The sequence below is a fragment of the Bacillus sp. L381 genome, assembly GCF_030284525.1.
Classification (GTDB): Bacteria; Bacillota; Bacilli; order Bacillales; family Bacillaceae; genus Bacillus; species Bacillus amyloliquefaciens.
The window spans coordinates 3,024,035-3,039,151 of the sequence record NZ_CP127224.1 but is presented as its reverse complement, the minus strand read 5'-3'; the positions used below and the strand labels follow the sequence as shown (position 1 = coordinate 3,039,151).

15 protein-coding genes are annotated in these 15,117 nt (G+C 46.0%); 12 read left to right on the top strand and 3 right to left on the bottom strand.

The window, feature by feature from the left end; all coding sequences use genetic code 11:
* The first annotated feature begins 33 nt into the window (after positions 1 to 33).
* Positions 34 to 1,152 carry a hypothetical protein gene (locus QRX25_RS15640; RefSeq protein WP_065982245.1) on the top strand — a complete coding sequence of 373 codons (1,119 nt, stop codon included), beginning with the start codon at positions 34 to 36 and terminating at the stop codon, positions 1,150 to 1,152.
* 783 nt (positions 1,153 to 1,935) lie between these two features.
* On the opposite strand, the gene QRX25_RS15635 is transcribed toward QRX25_RS15640, so the two are convergent.
* Positions 1,936 to 3,531 carry a PucR family transcriptional regulator gene (locus QRX25_RS15635; RefSeq protein ID WP_065982243.1) on the bottom strand — a complete coding sequence of 532 codons (1,596 nt, stop codon included), beginning with the start codon at positions 3,529 to 3,531 and terminating at the stop codon, positions 1,936 to 1,938.
* Positions 3,532 to 3,711: 180 nt separating this feature from the next.
* On the opposite strand from QRX25_RS15635, the gene QRX25_RS15630 reads away from it, so the two are divergent.
* The 6 genes from QRX25_RS15630 (at position 3,712) to yunB (ending at position 9,518) form a co-directional block, all read left to right on the top strand.
* On the top strand, positions 3,712 to 5,076 hold the full coding sequence (locus QRX25_RS15630) for an allantoinase (RefSeq protein ID WP_212099175.1): 1,365 nt from the start codon (positions 3,712 to 3,714) through the stop codon (positions 5,074 to 5,076).
* 72 nt (positions 5,077 to 5,148) lie between these two features.
* Positions 5,149 to 5,502 carry a YunG family protein gene (locus tag QRX25_RS15625; protein WP_065982241.1) on the top strand — a complete coding sequence of 118 codons (354 nt, stop codon included), beginning with the start codon at positions 5,149 to 5,151 and terminating at the stop codon, positions 5,500 to 5,502.
* Positions 5,503 to 5,528: 26 nt separating this feature from the next.
* Positions 5,529 to 6,380 (top strand): DUF72 domain-containing protein, encoded by an 852-nt coding sequence (locus QRX25_RS15620; RefSeq protein ID WP_065982240.1) that lies wholly within the window; start codon positions 5,529 to 5,531, stop codon positions 6,378 to 6,380.
* 20 nt (positions 6,381 to 6,400) lie between these two features.
* Complete coding sequence (locus tag QRX25_RS15615) at positions 6,401 to 7,222, top strand: sulfite exporter TauE/SafE family protein (protein ID WP_065982239.1); 822 nt, start codon at positions 6,401 to 6,403, stop codon at positions 7,220 to 7,222.
* A 17-nt stretch (positions 7,223 to 7,239) separates the two neighbouring features.
* Positions 7,240 to 8,634 (top strand): bifunctional metallophosphatase/5'-nucleotidase, encoded by a 1,395-nt coding sequence (locus tag QRX25_RS15610; protein WP_212099172.1) that lies wholly within the window; start codon positions 7,240 to 7,242, stop codon positions 8,632 to 8,634.
* Positions 8,635 to 8,759: 125 nt separating this feature from the next.
* The gene (gene yunB / locus QRX25_RS15605) at positions 8,760 to 9,518 is read left to right on the top strand and encodes a sporulation protein YunB (RefSeq protein ID WP_065982237.1); all 759 of its coding nucleotides are present in this window, start codon (positions 8,760 to 8,762) and stop codon (positions 9,516 to 9,518) included.
* A gap of 37 nt (positions 9,519 to 9,555) precedes the next feature.
* On the opposite strand, the gene lytH is transcribed toward yunB, so the two are convergent.
* Entirely contained in the window at positions 9,556 to 10,533 is a 978-nt protein-coding gene (gene lytH, locus QRX25_RS15600; protein ID WP_212099169.1) for a M23 family metallopeptidase, read from the bottom strand.
* Positions 10,534 to 10,735: 202 nt separating this feature from the next.
* Between lytH and lipA the strand changes: the two genes are divergently transcribed.
* From lipA to QRX25_RS15580, 4 genes are all read left to right on the top strand, one after another.
* Positions 10,736 to 11,632, top strand: coding sequence for a lipoyl synthase (gene lipA, locus QRX25_RS15595; protein ID WP_003151923.1), 897 nt, complete (start codon positions 10,736 to 10,738; stop codon positions 11,630 to 11,632).
* Between the two features lie 218 nt (positions 11,633 to 11,850).
* Positions 11,851 to 12,126, top strand: coding sequence for a YutD family protein (locus QRX25_RS15590; protein ID WP_003151928.1), 276 nt, complete (start codon positions 11,851 to 11,853; stop codon positions 12,124 to 12,126).
* Positions 12,127 to 12,151: 25 nt separating this feature from the next.
* A complete protein-coding gene (locus QRX25_RS15585) occupies positions 12,152 to 12,586 on the top strand; it encodes a DUF86 domain-containing protein (RefSeq protein WP_013353456.1) in 435 nt (144 codons plus the stop codon).
* A gap of 34 nt (positions 12,587 to 12,620) precedes the next feature.
* Positions 12,621 to 13,391, top strand: a complete 771-nt coding sequence (locus tag QRX25_RS15580; protein WP_013353455.1) for a TIGR01457 family HAD-type hydrolase — start codon at positions 12,621 to 12,623, stop codon at positions 13,389 to 13,391.
* A 27-nt stretch (positions 13,392 to 13,418) separates the two neighbouring features.
* On the opposite strand, the gene QRX25_RS15575 is transcribed toward QRX25_RS15580, so the two are convergent.
* Complete coding sequence (locus tag QRX25_RS15575; RefSeq protein WP_065982235.1) at positions 13,419 to 13,919, bottom strand: phosphatidylglycerophosphatase A family protein; 501 nt, start codon at positions 13,917 to 13,919, stop codon at positions 13,419 to 13,421.
* Between the two features lie 153 nt (positions 13,920 to 14,072).
* Between QRX25_RS15575 and cotNH the strand changes: the two genes are divergently transcribed.
* Complete coding sequence (gene cotNH, locus QRX25_RS15570; protein WP_115997016.1) at positions 14,073 to 15,089, top strand: spore coat-associated protein CotNH; 1,017 nt, start codon at positions 14,073 to 14,075, stop codon at positions 15,087 to 15,089.
* Positions 15,090 to 15,117: the final 28 nt, after the last annotated feature.

Below are 15,117 nucleotides of genomic sequence, written 5' to 3'. Positions count from 1 at the left end.
CGGAGGCTTTTCGTTTTTTCATAAGGAGGAAAAATGAATAGACTTAAGACTCTGTTTATTATCATTTGCATACTGATAGTCACAACCTCTTCCGGCAATAAAAAAGAGGAAAGAAGCAGCGATAATAAGACTGTATTAAAGGATATTGACAATGCAAATTTTATTGTTGGTTTTTCTAATATTTTAGATAAGGGAAGTGAGATTGGGGTTTACAGTGAAGATGGTTCTAAAATGGATAACGTGGAGTTGAAAGATGGCATAAATTACACAATGTCTTCACATAATAAAAATGATACGTTCTTCTCATCAAATAGGAGCAATCATCACTTAATGATAGATAATAAAACCGGAAAAATAAATAAAATAATAGAAAAGAGTTTGTCAAAAACAACTGAGGATGAAGGGGCTTTCTTTATAAGAAGCTCTGATGGTTATATCATCCATGACATTAACGTTGGTTATACAAACAAAGGGCTGGAAAGTGAATTGGTATATTGGAAGGGAAACAACCGAAAAAACAAGAAACAAATAAAGCTTGACGGAGAACTTGGATCAGCAATAGCCGTTAAGAATAAACTTTATGCCATTTCAAGTGATGAAGAAAGTATGTCCATCTTTTCAATTAACCCAGAGACAAATAAGCAAGCGAACAAGGCATCCATACCGAATCAAGGGATATACTTCATGGATGAAAAGGATGCCTTCCAAGTTCTGGATGAAAATACATTTGTACTGGCAGTTAATGATAACGTGAATGAGAAAGAGAGTTCTAAGCTCATATTAATAGACAGAGAGACGCTTAAGGTAAAAAAAGAAGTCGAGATGGAGAAAGGGTTTCAGCCTGCAAAATTGAAAATAGTAAAAGATAGCATCTTAGCTGTTTCTTTTGATGGGAAGCTGCAGGAATTTGATAAAAAAATGGGTAAGAAAAACTCTTTCAACTTTTATGCCGGGGATGATAACAAATTAGTGAATGATGTTCAATTCAATGACAGAGAGATGTATGTTTTACTCAAAAATTTTGATATCCAGCGTGATAACAAGCTTGGAGATATCACGTCTTATGATTTGAAATCAGGAAAAAAGGTAAAAACAATCCCGCTAAAAGCAAATAAAGAGTGGGAAATTGCCCGCTTTGAAGTTTTAAAATAAGTTGAAGAATGATTAAAGTGAAGGAAACAAAGCGGTTTTTAGCCGTAAGTCTTTGTATATATACGTCAAGCGAAGGGATTGATAGACATGAGTGGTTTTAGTTACATATTGTATTTTGTGATTACTTTCGTTTTACAGCTTTTCTGGTTCTTAAAAGAAAATTCTAATGTCACTATACTAGACATGTTGAGTATGTCTCTTCTGTTTGCATTATTTATGTTTATCTTAGATAAATTTATTAATAAAAAGCATGCTGCATAAGAGGCCTATGTCAAGCTATTGTGTCGGCTGTCGTATTGATGGGAGGAGTCGGTCTGACAGCATCAGCCGTTTCATTGGATGGGTCATATCAAGTTTCGTCTGATCGTTTTCAGACTTGAACAGCTTACGCCTTTTCTTCGGAAAAGGCTTTTTAGTTTGATGAGGGTTTTTTGGGTCGAATCGGATACACATAAACACTGAAGCCGCTGCGAGAAAAATAACAACTAACGGCTGATTATATCAATTGGAGCTGATTTTGATGTCAGCATTTTTTGAGGATTTATCTGAATTAAGCCATTTGATTCTCTTATTCTGTTCTTTTCTTTTTTATAGAACGCTAAAGAAAGCCAAGAGAGAAAGAAAGCTGACCGTTTTTGAAATCATCCTTATGCTTCTTATCCCATTCGGTGTTTTTTCTTGGGCTGTCTCATTTGTAATGCTGAAAACATCCTAGGCCGTGCAGCGTAACTCTGCTTAAAAAGGATGCAGGAGAACACCTGCATCCTTGCCTTTAACACTGTCTTAACCAATCAGCCGCTGCATCCTCAGCGCAAGCCGCAGGCGCATTGTCGTCTCCGGGTCTTTTAAGCTTTTGCCGAGCAGTTCCTCGCATTTTTCTAACCGATAGATCACCGTATTTCGATGGACGTACAGGCGTTTAGCCGTTTCTGAGATCTGGCAGTGGGTCTCCAGATAAACAGACAGCGTATGAAGCAGGCTCTGGTCCTCCTGCTGCCGGTCGGCCAGGCTTTGGAGGGTTACTTGGTAAAACTTCTTCAAATCCTCCGCCGGAAGCAGCCGGAGCAGCTCCGGCACGTCTTTGGCATGATAGATCTGAATAAATTCCGCGCTTCTGGACAAATGCCCGGATGAAAGGGCGTCAGAAGCCTCGGTAAAGGCGTCAGGGACGTCGATCAGCTTTTGGCAGATGTTTGAGACGCCGAAGGAAACAGTCCGTTTAAACTGTGTCCGGACCTGCTTTTGAAACTGCTCCAAAAAGCTGATGACAGACGCGTGCATTTCATTCCAGCTGTCTGTCGCTTCAATTAAAAGAGTACCGACATTTCCTTTAATGAAGAGATGAGGGGGAAACGGAAAGGATGACAGCTCACCTTCAAGCAGTTCAAACACATGTTCAGAAGCGAGCTGATTTTCGGTAAAGCTGATTGTTTTTTCATCCCGGTCAAGCTTCCCGCAGATGCACATATATTTTTGATCCCAGCGGAGCCGGAATTCTTTGGCGCGGCTTTTGATTTCTTCATGTCCGGTAAACGAGCGGTCGATGAAGTTGCTGAAAAATTCATTCCGCGCCCGTCTGCCGAATTGTTTGACGGCATTTTCTTTCAAAAGTTCAAAGGCAATGACGTTGGCCGCCTGTTCGATGGTCAAAATCATGCCTTTATCAGCGGTCTGCACCAGCTCCGGTATCATGAGATAACCGCAGTTTTTTTCATCATTCAAAATCGGCAGGACAGAATACGCCTTTCGGTCAGACAGCATGGAAAAGCAGGTGAAATAAGGCCCGGAAAGGGAATAAAGGATGTTTTTCAAAAAAGGCGTGTCTATGGATATGCGGTGGGACGATGATAAGAGTTTTGTATGCTGATTCAAAAGCACCACGGGAAGCCGGAGAATATCTGAGAGCTTTTTGAGCAAAGATTGCAGCCCTTTGCCGCTCATGATGTGATTTGTAAACTTTTTATGGGCGTAAATGGCCTGCTGCAGCTCATTTGAACGTATATCAAGAATATGGCTCAGCGTGGTGTTGACGATATCTCCGAGCCTGATGTCTTCCGGCAGCTCAATAATCGGAAATTCATACCGATCGGCAAGCTCCGCGGCATCTTTTGGAATGACATCAAGATAACGCTTCGTTTTGATTCCGAGTCCCGCGCAGCCCCGTTTTGCCATGAGGCGGATCAAGTCTTTCAACAGCTGCGGGCGGTCCTTCAAGTGATAAGCCGTGGTGACGAGCAGTTCATTTTTATGTAAAAAATCAGCGATGTCAGGTGCATCCATCATGTTGACGTGCTCCACCTCCCTCCATCCGCCGGATTTGCCTGCGATTAATGCGGCCCTCTCATAAGCGGGAATCTTCATCACGTCATAAATATTCATCGGTCAATCTCCTTCCGGTTCTAAAGACAACCATTGGTTAATATGAATAAAAATCATCAAAAATTATAGCGGCTTTGCTGATGTATTACGATTATAGTAGCAGTAAACTGGCAATCATAGACGCATTTTGTGATAAAAACTGACAGAAAAATCGTCATCCTTACAAGGGAGGAAAATGAAATGGCCTATGATGTAATTGTAAAGGGTGCGAAAGCTGTGCGAAAAGGCGGGACAAAGCAGGCTGATATCGCCGTAAAGGACGGGAAGATCGCAATGATCGGGCCCGGCATAGACGAAAAAGCGGAACAAGTGGTGCAGGCGGACGGCATGTATGTGTTTCCGGGCGCGGTCGATTGCCACGTGCATTTTAATGAACCCGGCCGAGAAGAATGGGAAGGCATTGAAACCGGTTCAAAAATGCTGGCTGCCGGCGGCTGTACGGCTTATTTTGATATGCCGCTTAATTGCATCCCGTCAACGGTGACTGCTGAAAACCTGCTGGCAAAGGCGGAAATCGCCAGCCGGAAGTCAGCGGTTGATTTTGCACTTTGGGGCGGTTTGATGCCCGGATATACTGAACATATCCGGCCGATGGCGGAAGCGGGGGCGATCGGGTTTAAAGCATTCTTGTCGAAATCAGGAACGGATGAATTTCAGTCAGCCGATGAACGGACACTTTTAAAAGGAATGAAAGAAATCGCGGCGTGCGGCAAGATTTTGGCCCTGCACGCAGAAAGCGACGCCCTCACCCGTTTCCTTGGCGCCGAGTACGCGCTCCAAGGGAAAATTGATGCCCGCGCTTACGCTTCATCCCGTCCGGAAGAAGCTGAATGCGAGGCTGTGCAGCGGGCGATTGAATATGCGAAGGTGACGGGATGCGCGCTTCATTTTGTGCATATCAGCACGAAACGGGCCGTGATGTCTATTCAGCAGGCGAAAAAAGACGGAATGGATGTCACCGTGGAAACCTGTCCGCACTACTTATTATTCAGTTTTGAAGACTTCCTTAGAAAAGGGTCGGCCGCCAAATGCGCGCCGCCGCTCCGTTCAGAGGCTGATAAGGTGGAATTGATCGGGGTGTTGGCTGAGGATCTGATTGATATGGTGTCTTCGGATCATTCTCCTTGTCACCCGTCTTTAAAACGCGAGGATAATATGTTTCTGTCATGGGGCGGCATCAGCGGAGGCCAATTTACGCTTCTTGGCATGATTCAATTAGCGATCGAGCATCAGATCCCGTTTGAACATGTTGCCCGATGGACGGCCGAAGCACCGGCAAAGCGCTTCGGCTTAATGAATAAAGGCCGGCTTGAAGCGGGATTTGACGCTGATTTTGCCATCGTACGGCCGGAATCCTTTACCGTCACAAAAGAAACGATGTATTCCAGACATAAGCAAAGCCTGTATGAAGGCCATACCTTTCCATACCGCATTGCTGCGACCTACAGCAAGGGACGCTGTGTGTATCAGGATGACGGTGATAAGGAGAGCGGGGCTTTCGGAACATTTCTGAAGCCTTCTGAAATGAAAGAGCCGATTCTCTGAGGGGGAATCGGCTTTTTTGTCGTTTGGAAAGCGGGTCTCGTGGTATCTTTTTATAAAAAGGAGTAAAACACATTGTATGATCAAATCTTGAACATATTAACGGCATCCTGGTCGCGCAAGACTAGTACAAAATGGACGGAAGAATGCCCGGCCAAAGGCCAGTGCGGCGTGACGGCTTTAGTCATCCAAGATGTGTGCGGCGGTGACATTCTCAAAACAAAAACAGGATCAAGCTGGCATTTTTATAACCGGATAGATGGGGAGATATATGACTTCACGAGCGGTCAGTTTTCAGAGCCGATCGTCTATCAGCATATCCCTTCTTCCAGAAGTGAGGCATTTTCGGACACCAATGAAAATCAATACGGGTATCTGACAAGAGCATTCAGAAAAAACATGGAAACGGAAAGAGAAAAACACCTGTGATAAACTAGAGTGAGAGGTGAAGGAATGTGATTTATATCGGACTGACGGGATGGGGGGATCATGACAGCATCTATCCGCCTAAAACAGCGGGCGCGCAAAAACTGCAGGCTTATTCCTCCCATTTTCCCATCGTTGAGCTTGACGCGAGCTTTTACGCGATACAGCCCGCCCGCAATAACGAAAGATGGGTCAAAGAGACGCCGGAATCCTTTCAATTTGTCATTAAGGCATATCAAGGAATGACGGGGCATCAGCGAGGCGATATTCCTTTTGAAACGAAGGAAGAGATGTTTGAAGCGTTTAAGCTGTCATTGACGCCGTATATTGAACATGGAAAGCTTGCCATGGTGCTGTTCCAATTCCCGCCGTGGTTTGACTGCAAGAAAGAAAACGTCGCATATTTGAGATGGTGCAGGCAGCAGATGGGCGATATCCCGTGCGCCCTTGAATTCCGCAACCGGTCGTGGTTTTCCCCGCCATTTTACGAGCAGACGCTTTCCTTTATGAAGGCGGAAGGCTGGATTCACAGCATATGTGACGAGCCGCAAATCGGCGAGGGCAGCATTCCGACCGTCCTGAAAGCAACAGATGAAGAAAAAACGCTTATCCGTTTTCACGGGCGGAACAAGCAGGGCTGGATCAAACCTGACGGCGGTCAAAACTGGCGCGAGGTCAGATATTTATACCGCTATAACAAACAGGAGCTCAAAGATTGGAAAAACAATCTTCAGGAGCTGAAAAAACAGTCACGCAATCTGTATGTGCTGTTCAATAATAACTCAGGCGGAGACGCCGCCGATAACGGCCTTGAGATGCTTGAAATGCTAGATATATCATATACCGGGCTTGCTCCGAAGCAGCTCGACCTATTCAGCTAGAAAAGAGGTTTTCAAGACACATGTCTTATCTTATTTTGATCATATTAGGATTTATCGCGGGAACGGTCGGCAGCCTGATCGGGCTTGGGGGAGGAATTATCATCGTGCCGGCGATGCTCTATTTAAGCACGATGACTTCGTTTTTCCATGACGTAACGCCGCAGACTGCCATCGGCACGTCCCTTTTGGTCATTATTTTCACGGGCCTGTCATCAACTCTGGCCTATATGAAATATAAAACCGTTGATTACAAAAGCGGGCTGATCTTTTTTATCGGTTCCGGTCCGGGAAGCATCATCGGCGCGTATTTGTCTAAACTTTTTAATGCGCATACGTTTTCCGTCTGGTTCGGACTTTTTATGATTTTGATTTCCATTACATTAATGCTGAAGGCGAAAGCAAAACCGGTCAATAAAGCGCATAAAGGCATAATCCGGACATATGAGGATGAATCGGGTGAGCTTTATACATATTCGTACCGTATTTATACCGGTATTGCGATTGCCTTTTTCGTCGGCTTATTGGGCGGTCTTTTCGGCATTGGCGGCGGCTCTCTTATGGTTCCGGCCATGATGCTGTTATTTTTGTTCCCGCCGAAAGTGGCTGTGGCGACGTCAATGCTTATTATTTTCTTATCCTCCGTGACGGGTTCCGTGTCACATATCGCAGAGGGCCATGTCAATTGGCTGTATGCACTGTGCCTTGTTCCGGGCGCTTGGTTCGGCGGCAAAATGGGCGCGTGGGTCAATAAGCGGGTCCGGACGAAAACGATCGTGCTTTTCATGCGGGTCGTATTGATTTTGATCGGCTGTGAATTGATTTATCAAGGGATATTCAGCTAAAAGGTAGGAGAGATGGTATGTTAGAGAAACTCCGTTTATATCATACGAATGATTTGCACAGCCATTTCGAAAATTGGCCGAAAATCGTACATTACATTGAGCAGAAGAAAAATGAGCATGAAAAAGACGGGGAGGAAACACTCGTATTCGACATCGGCGATCATATGGACCGATTTCAAATGATAACGGAAGCGACCTTCGGCAAAGCGAATGTCGACTTGTTAAACCGTCTTGAAATTGATGCGGCTGCCGTCGGAAATAATGAAGGAATTACCCTGCCTCACGATGAGCTGGCGGATTTATATCATCATGCCGCGTTTCCCGTCATTGTATCCAACCTGTTTGACGAGGACGGACAGCGGCCGAAATGGGCCGAGCCGTACGTGATCAAAACGCTGAAAAACGGGATGACCGCCGGCATACTCGGCGTCACGGTGCCGTATTATCCCGTCTATCAAAAGCTCGGCTGGACGGTGACGGATGCGGAAAAAAGCATTCAGGAATCACTCGACGATATCAAGGGCAAAGCGGATATCATCATTCTGCTTTCGCATCTAGGCCTCATAGATGACCGGGCCGCAGCGGAAACATTTCCGGACATCGATGTCATTCTTGAATCACATACGCACCACCTTCTTGAAGACGGACAGGACATAAACGGCGTATTGCTTGCATGTGCGGAAAAATACGGAAACTATGTCGGCTGTGTCGAGCTGACGCTGGACAGTGAAACACGAACCATCGTCAGCAAACAGGCATCTGTGCAGAAAATGGCTGATTGGCACGGGGAATCTGAAGATACGGCGGCTTTTCTGAAAGAGAAAGAACGGGAAGCGGAAAACCTGCTCTCCGTACAGGTCGCCAATCTGAATGAAGAAGCCGGCGTGAAGTGGTTTGAGGAATCACCGCTCCCGCTTCTTTTAGCCGAGGCGCTGAAAAACTGGTGCGGCTGTGAAGTCAGCATGGTGAATTCAGGCGTCATTTTGGGACCTTTAAAGAAGGGTCCTGTCACAAAGCTTGATCTGCACCGCATCTGCCCTCATCCGATCAATCCGGTCGCCGTGCGTCTTTCAGGCAGGGAACTCCAGGAAACAATCGGTCAGGCTGCTTCAGAAAACATGGAGCAGCTGCGGATAAAAGGCCTCGGCTTCCGCGGGGAAGTCATGGGCAAGATGGTGTATGCCGGAGCCGAGGTGCAGACTGATATCCTTGAAGACGGTGTAACGCATCTTATTAATGTGAAAGTGAACGGAGAAGAGCTTGATCCGGACCGGATATACTCGGTTGCCGTTCTCGACATGTTTACACTCGGAAAGCTGTTCCCTTACATCCGCGATTCGAAAGAAAAGCAATACTTTATGCCGGAGTTTTTAAGGGATCTGCTCGCCTGGAAGCTCGCGCAGCAGCCGTAATGTCATATAGCTGCCCGCCGTTCCATTCACCCAAATGAGTGAAAGCGGGACTTTTTAAGAGTAAAAATAAAATACTATGTCCCCCCTTACAAGCATACATTGTGATATGTAAGGGGGGATTTTTCTTGCCTAGATACCGGAGCGCTCTTCGCAAGAGAGGGCCTTTGCCTTTTCGATATGTGCTTCTTCTGTCGTTTGCTTTTTTTATCATATCGACGGTCATCAGCCTTTGGATGATCAACTCCTCAATCAAACCGGTGCTGATGAACATCGGGGAAATGGAAACGAAACGGGTGGCGACTGAAGTCATTACGGAATCCATTGAAGAATACATGTCTCACACAGACAATGTGAAAGATATGGTCGATATGAAAACAGATGAAAACGGAAAAGTCACAACGATGGATTTTAATACACAAATGGTCAACAGCATGAAGGCGAAAGTGACAAAGCAGCTTCAGGCTCACCTGAAGGAAGCGGAGTCGAACAATAAGCAGCATGAAACAGAAAAAGGCGCTAAAACGGCCGATGAAATTATGATTGATATTCCCTTAGGACAGGTCACGGGAAACAGCATTCTCGGAAATCTGGGGCCGAAAATCCCGGTGCGCTTTAACCTGATCGGTGATGCGTTAACTGATGTGAAAACAAAAATAAAACCGTACGGCATCAACAATGCCCTGATTGATATCAGTATTTTTGTAGAAATTAAAGTGAAGGTCATTATTCCGTTTGCCAGCAAAACGTCGGTCGTTACGAATAATATTCCGGTCTCCATTAAGGCCATTCAAGGAGAGGTGCCGCAGTTTTATAACGGAAGCGGCGGATCAGGTGTGACGCCTTCCATTCAGCTGCCGAATGAAAAAAAGGAGAAAAACAAATAAAAACACACAGCCGCAATATCTTCTGGCGGCTGTGTGTTTACTTTTTCCTGCGGATTTCTTTTCGCTCCCATGCCCTTAAATGAGGATACGGGTCAAAAGACCATTCCGACCTTCCGTTGTCTTTATACATCCCGTAGTGAAGATGCGGCGGAAATTTTCCCGCGGTGCCCGGCGGTCCGTATCCGGAGCTTCCGACAGAACCGATCACTTCTCCGGGTTTGACGATCTGGCCTTTATGGACACCTTTTGCAAAACCATTCAGATGGGCGAAGTAGTGATACGTGTTATTGATATCCCTGATGCCGATTCTCCAGCCGCCGAAGCGGTTCCAGCCCTTCATTTCAACAATACCGTAGCAGGTCGATCTGACGGGGAGCCCATAATGAGCGAACAGATCCGTTCCTTCGTGAATCCGGCGTCCGCCGAAACCCCGCGCGGCGCCCCAAGTGCTGCGGTAGCTGTAATTCGTCTTTACGGGAAGCGGAAAGGCGTGCTCTCCGAGATCAAGGCGGCCGAACGTTTTGAACAGTGTCATGAATTCCGTGATAATGCCGACCGTCTGATCACGGCGGTAATAATTCCAGAGGCCGATGCGGATATGGTCAAGATCCGTTCCGAATGCCGCTAAATACTGTGCAAATGTATAAAGGATATCCTCATCATTGCTTACCTCGGCTTTTCCGTCACCGTCACCGTCCAGACCGATCCCGTCAAATACTTTAATGCTGAGGGGCGCATCGTCCTTAGGATTTGGATTTTCAGGTCCGCTCCACAAATGATCCGGAATATAAATGCTGATGATTCCTGCTTTTTCCGGCAGATCCTTTCGGTTTGAGCGGATATTTTCTTCATATTGATCAACCGCTGCAAGCACATACCAAGGGATCTGAGTGACCGCTTCGGCTTTACGGTACAATTGCATCCGTTCGCCGTAAACAGAAGCCGAATGTTCTTTCCCGCTTGCAGCCGGACAGAGAATTGATAAAAGGAGAAGAGCAGATAACAGAACTTTCACAACATGATCTCCTTTCAGGATTGAATACAAATAGTTTGCGGCAACAATCCGAGAAAATGTAAGTAATTCTCTTCCCTTGTCGAGAAATTTTTCCTATGTTAAAGTGACTAATGAATAGAAATCCGCAAGTTTTATATCCATCGTGAAATAGAAATTTTTCGCACACGAACATGAATACAGGGATAATGGAGATGATGGGGAAATGGCAAAGAAAGACGAGCATCTGAGAAAGCCGGAATGGCTCAAAATAAAGCTGAACACGAATGAAAACTATACGGGCCTGAAAAAATTAATGCGTGAAAATAATCTGCATACCGTATGTGAAGAAGCAAAATGCCCGAACATCCATGAATGCTGGGCTGTCAGACGTACGGCGACATTCATGATTCTAGGTTCTGTCTGTACGAGAGCATGCCGATTCTGCGCTGTAAAAACAGGTCTGCCGACTGAGCTGGATCTGCAGGAGCCGGAACGCGTAGCTGATTCCGTCGCGCTGATGAATTTAAAACACGCCGTCATCACGGCCGTGGCGCGCGATGACCAGAAAGACGGCGGAGCAGGCGTCTTTGCGGAAACGGTCCGGGCGATCCGCAGAAAAAGCCCGTTCACGACGATTGAAGTGCTGCCATCCGATATGGGCGGAAATTACGACAACCTGAAAACATTAATGGATACCCGCCCTGATATTCTGAATCACAACATTGAAACCGTGCGCCGCCTGACACCGAGAGTCCGCGCCCGCGCAACATATGACCGTTCTTTGGAATTTTTGCGCCGTGCGAAAGAAATGCAGCCTGACATCCCGACCAAATCAAGCATTATGATCGGTCTCGGCGAAACGAAGGAAGAAATTATTGAAGTCATGGACGACCTTCTTGCGAACAATGTCGACATCATGGCGATCGGCCAATACCTGCAGCCGTCGAAAAAACATTTAAAAGTCCAAAAATATTATCATCCGGACGAATTTGCCGAACTGAAAGAAATCGCGATGCAAAAAGGCTTCAGCCACTGTGAAGCAGGCCCGCTTGTCCGTTCTTCCTACCATGCGGATGAACAGGTAAACGAAGCGTCTAAAAAACGCCAGGCCCAAGCATAATAAAAGCCGAAAAAACCCAAACCGCCGCAGGTTTTGGGTTTTTTGTGATGGAGCCGTTTTTCTGGGGAAAAGTCATTCTTGAATAAGGATCGTCTGAACCGCTACACTGGATATAAAAGGGGAGAAATTCTCCGGGCAATCCAAAGCGTCTCATTTTGCAATTGATGGACAGAAGTCAATGAATTATGATAGTAAAGAGTGATAAAAGAGGTGAAGACATGATTCTTATTCAAAATGCCGAGTTTGAACTCGTACATGATTTTAAAAACGGCTTTAATGAAGAAGCGTTCAAAGCCCGCTATTCAGACATATTAAATAAATATGATTACATTGTGGGAGACTGGGGATACAGTCAGCTGCGGCTCAAAGGCTTCTTTGATGACCAGAATCAAAAAGCAACCTTTGAAACGAAAATCAGCACATTGGACGAATACATTTACGAATACTGCAATTTCGGCTGCGCGTATTTTGTTTTAAAACGAATCAGAAAATAATTGATGCAGAAGGGGATGCTGTCACGTGTATTTTGTTGACAGAAATAAAATCGAACAAACACTCCGCTTTTTTGAGAACCAGCTGGCGCTGTTTGACAGCACGCCGGCATGGCAGAGCGAGATCGAAAAACGGGCGCTTGAGCGGATCAGCCATCTTATGATCGAATGCATTCTCGATGTCGGAAATGATATGATTGACGGCTTTATTATGCGTGATCCGGGCAGCTATGATGACATCATGGATATTCTGACGGATGAAAAGGTGGTAGCTGAAGAAGAAGGAAATAAGCTGAAGCAATTGATTTCTTCCAGAAAGCAGCTTGTCCAGGAATATCAGCACGCCGATCACCAGGAACTGTTTGCGCTGATCACGTCAAACAAGGACGTGCTGAAAGCCTTTCCGGTCCGTGTAAGAACCTACCTTGAAACAGAATTAGGTCCTGTTTCCGCATTTAAATAACATCAAGTGAGAAAAATCCACAGGAGTGTTGAGTATGAAGGATTATAAAGGATATTTGATTGATTTGGACGGCACAATGTACAACGGGACGGAAAAAATCGAAGAAGCGTGTGAATTCGTGAGAACGCTTAAAGCGCGCGGCATTCCATATTTATTCGTGACGAACAATTCTTCCCGGACGCCGAAGCAGGTGGCGGACAAGCTGATGAGCTTTGACATTCCGGCATCTGAAGAACAGGTCTTCACGACGAGCATGGCGACTGCGCAGCATATCGCCCAGCAGAAAAAAGATGCATCGGTATATGTAATCGGCGAAGAAGGCATCCGCCAGGCCATTGAAGAAAACGGGCTGAGCTTCGGAGAAGAAAACGCGGACTTTGTCGTTGTGGGAATCGACCGCGGCATTACATATGAAAAATTGGCAACGGGGTGCCTTGCGATCAGAAACGGCGCCCGGTTTATTTCAACAAACGGCGACGTCGCCATTCCGACCGAAAGAGGGCTGTTGCCGGGGAACGGTTCACTGACATCCGTTTTGACGGTGTCAACGGGCGTTGAGCCTGTCTTTATCGGCAAGCCTGAATCCATTATTATGGAACAGGCGATGCGTGTGCTCGGAACGGATATTTCCGAAACACTCATGGTCGGCGATAACTATGCAACGGATATTATGGCCGGAATCAACGCGGGGATGGATACGCTGCTGGTTCACACCGGTGTGACAAAGCGTGAGCATATGGCCGGTTATGACCAGAAGCCGACATATGCGATAGATTCCTTAACCGAATGGATTGAACATCTATAAAAAAAGGGACGGCCATTACGGCCGTCCTTATTCTGTATTTCTGGCGCTGTGAGCAAGCCGGCTTGAAGCCGCTGCTGCGATTGCGCCGACGATATCATCGAGAAATGTATGGCATTCGCCCGTTGATTTATCGTTTAAACGCCCGAGAATGCCGGGTTTTTCTTTATCAATGTAACCGTAATTCGTAAAGCCGATCGAGCCGTATATGTTCACGATAGAGAAGGCGAGCACCTCGTCGACCCCATACAGGCTTTCATCAATCGCCAGAATGGTCTGAAGCGGTTCAGACAGCTTCTTTTGTTCGGCGAGCACATCTAATTCTATTCCCGTTAAAATGGCGTTTTGCACCTCGCGTTTTGCGATGACACGGTCTACATTGAGCCTGCATTCCTCCATCGTCAAATCAGGATGATATTTTTTCTGGAGGAAATACACAAGATCGGCAATATCGTCCGCCTCAACCCCCCGTTCTTTTAAACGCGCTCTGGCGACAGCTTCCACCTGATTCAGTTGTTCCTTTTCTGACATTTGTTTCACCCAATCTTTTTTACTAGTTTATACAGCACCCTTCCGATGTGTACGATATTTCTCCTCTTCATTCAAAGGAATACAATATGTATTCATAATTCCGCCGGCGTATGACTACGATGTGAATAGCTCTAATTTTTCAGGCAGGTGATTATGATGAAAAGCATCATTAAAGAAAAATACGGCATCCACGTCAGACAGCTTTCCGTTTATCAGAAATACCAATGCTTCCAGACGCCCAATTCCTTCTTTCTTATTATTCCCGTCTCCGGCTTTACGCAATCGGAGCTGACCGAGCTTTATTACATGAGTCAGTATTTACAAGAACAAAGTGACCCATACGTTTCCGTGTTTATCTTTACGAAGGAAGGAGAGCTGACCTTTGAGGACGAAGGCAAAACGTATGCGCTCTTAAAAGCGCCGATTCCAGTCTCAAACCGGTCGTTTTCTGTCGGAGGAGAGCTTGCTGAATTCCACAGAAAAGGGCGGGGCTTTCCGTACGAAGTGAAAGAAGCGGGCAGGATCGGCCAATGGAAGGACTTATGGGGGAAACGGGTGGATCAGCTGGAATCATTCTGGATGCAGAAAATTCATATGTCTCCGCTTGAACCGTTCGAAAAGAAAATGATCGAAGCATTTCCTTATTATTCAGGCTTAGCGGAAAACGCCATTCAATATTTAGTTGATACGGAGCTGGATGACAATCCCGGTGCGGAAGACTCGGGGACGATCTGCCATCAGCGGATGGAGCGGGATACCTGGTCTGCTGAATCATTGATCCGCATTCCCGGGGATTGGGTATTCGACCATGCAGCCCGTGATATTGCGGAATATATGCGCAGCACATATTTGTATCACCGTGACGACTTGCTTAATGACGGGTTTTTGTTTTTGCAGGAATATGAGCAAATTACGCCGTTATCCTCCTTTTCAAAACGCCTGTTTTACAGCCGACTGCTGTTTCCGCTCCATTTTTTCGAGACGGTGGAGAGCTATTACATCTCTCATGATTCTGAAAAGCACTTTTACGAAGAGCAGCTTGACTATATTCTTGCCGACTGCACCCGTTATGAACAGTTTTTACAGACCTGTCACGACATGATGAATGTCAGAGCGGCGCAGATTTTTGTCCCGCCTGTGGCCTGGCTCGGAAAAGGAAGAAATTCGTAAGAAAATATGACGTAAAAATATTTAGAAA

Excerpts from the sequence above, each read along its gene's own strand:
- QRX25_RS15640 (WP_065982245.1), top strand. The coding sequence starts at position 34 with ATGAATAGACTTAAGACTCTGTTTATTATCATTTGCATACTGATAGTC.
- QRX25_RS15635 (WP_065982243.1), bottom strand. The coding sequence starts at position 3,531 with ATGAATATTTATGACGTGATGAAGATTCCCGCTTATGAGAGGGCCGCA.
- QRX25_RS15630 (WP_212099175.1), top strand. The coding sequence starts at position 3,712 with ATGGCCTATGATGTAATTGTAAAGGGTGCGAAAGCTGTGCGAAAAGGC.
- QRX25_RS15615 (WP_065982239.1), top strand. The coding sequence starts at position 6,401 with ATGTCTTATCTTATTTTGATCATATTAGGATTTATCGCGGGAACGGTC.
- QRX25_RS15610 (WP_212099172.1), top strand. The coding sequence starts at position 7,240 with ATGTTAGAGAAACTCCGTTTATATCATACGAATGATTTGCACAGCCAT.
- lipA (WP_003151923.1), top strand. The coding sequence starts at position 10,736 with ATGGCAAAGAAAGACGAGCATCTGAGAAAGCCGGAATGGCTCAAAATA.
- QRX25_RS15590 (WP_003151928.1), top strand. The coding sequence starts at position 11,851 with ATGATTCTTATTCAAAATGCCGAGTTTGAACTCGTACATGATTTTAAA.
- QRX25_RS15580 (WP_013353455.1), top strand. The coding sequence starts at position 12,621 with ATGAAGGATTATAAAGGATATTTGATTGATTTGGACGGCACAATGTAC.
- QRX25_RS15575 (WP_065982235.1), bottom strand. The coding sequence starts at position 13,919 with ATGTCAGAAAAGGAACAACTGAATCAGGTGGAAGCTGTCGCCAGAGCG.
- cotNH (WP_115997016.1), top strand. The coding sequence starts at position 14,073 with ATGATGAAAAGCATCATTAAAGAAAAATACGGCATCCACGTCAGACAG.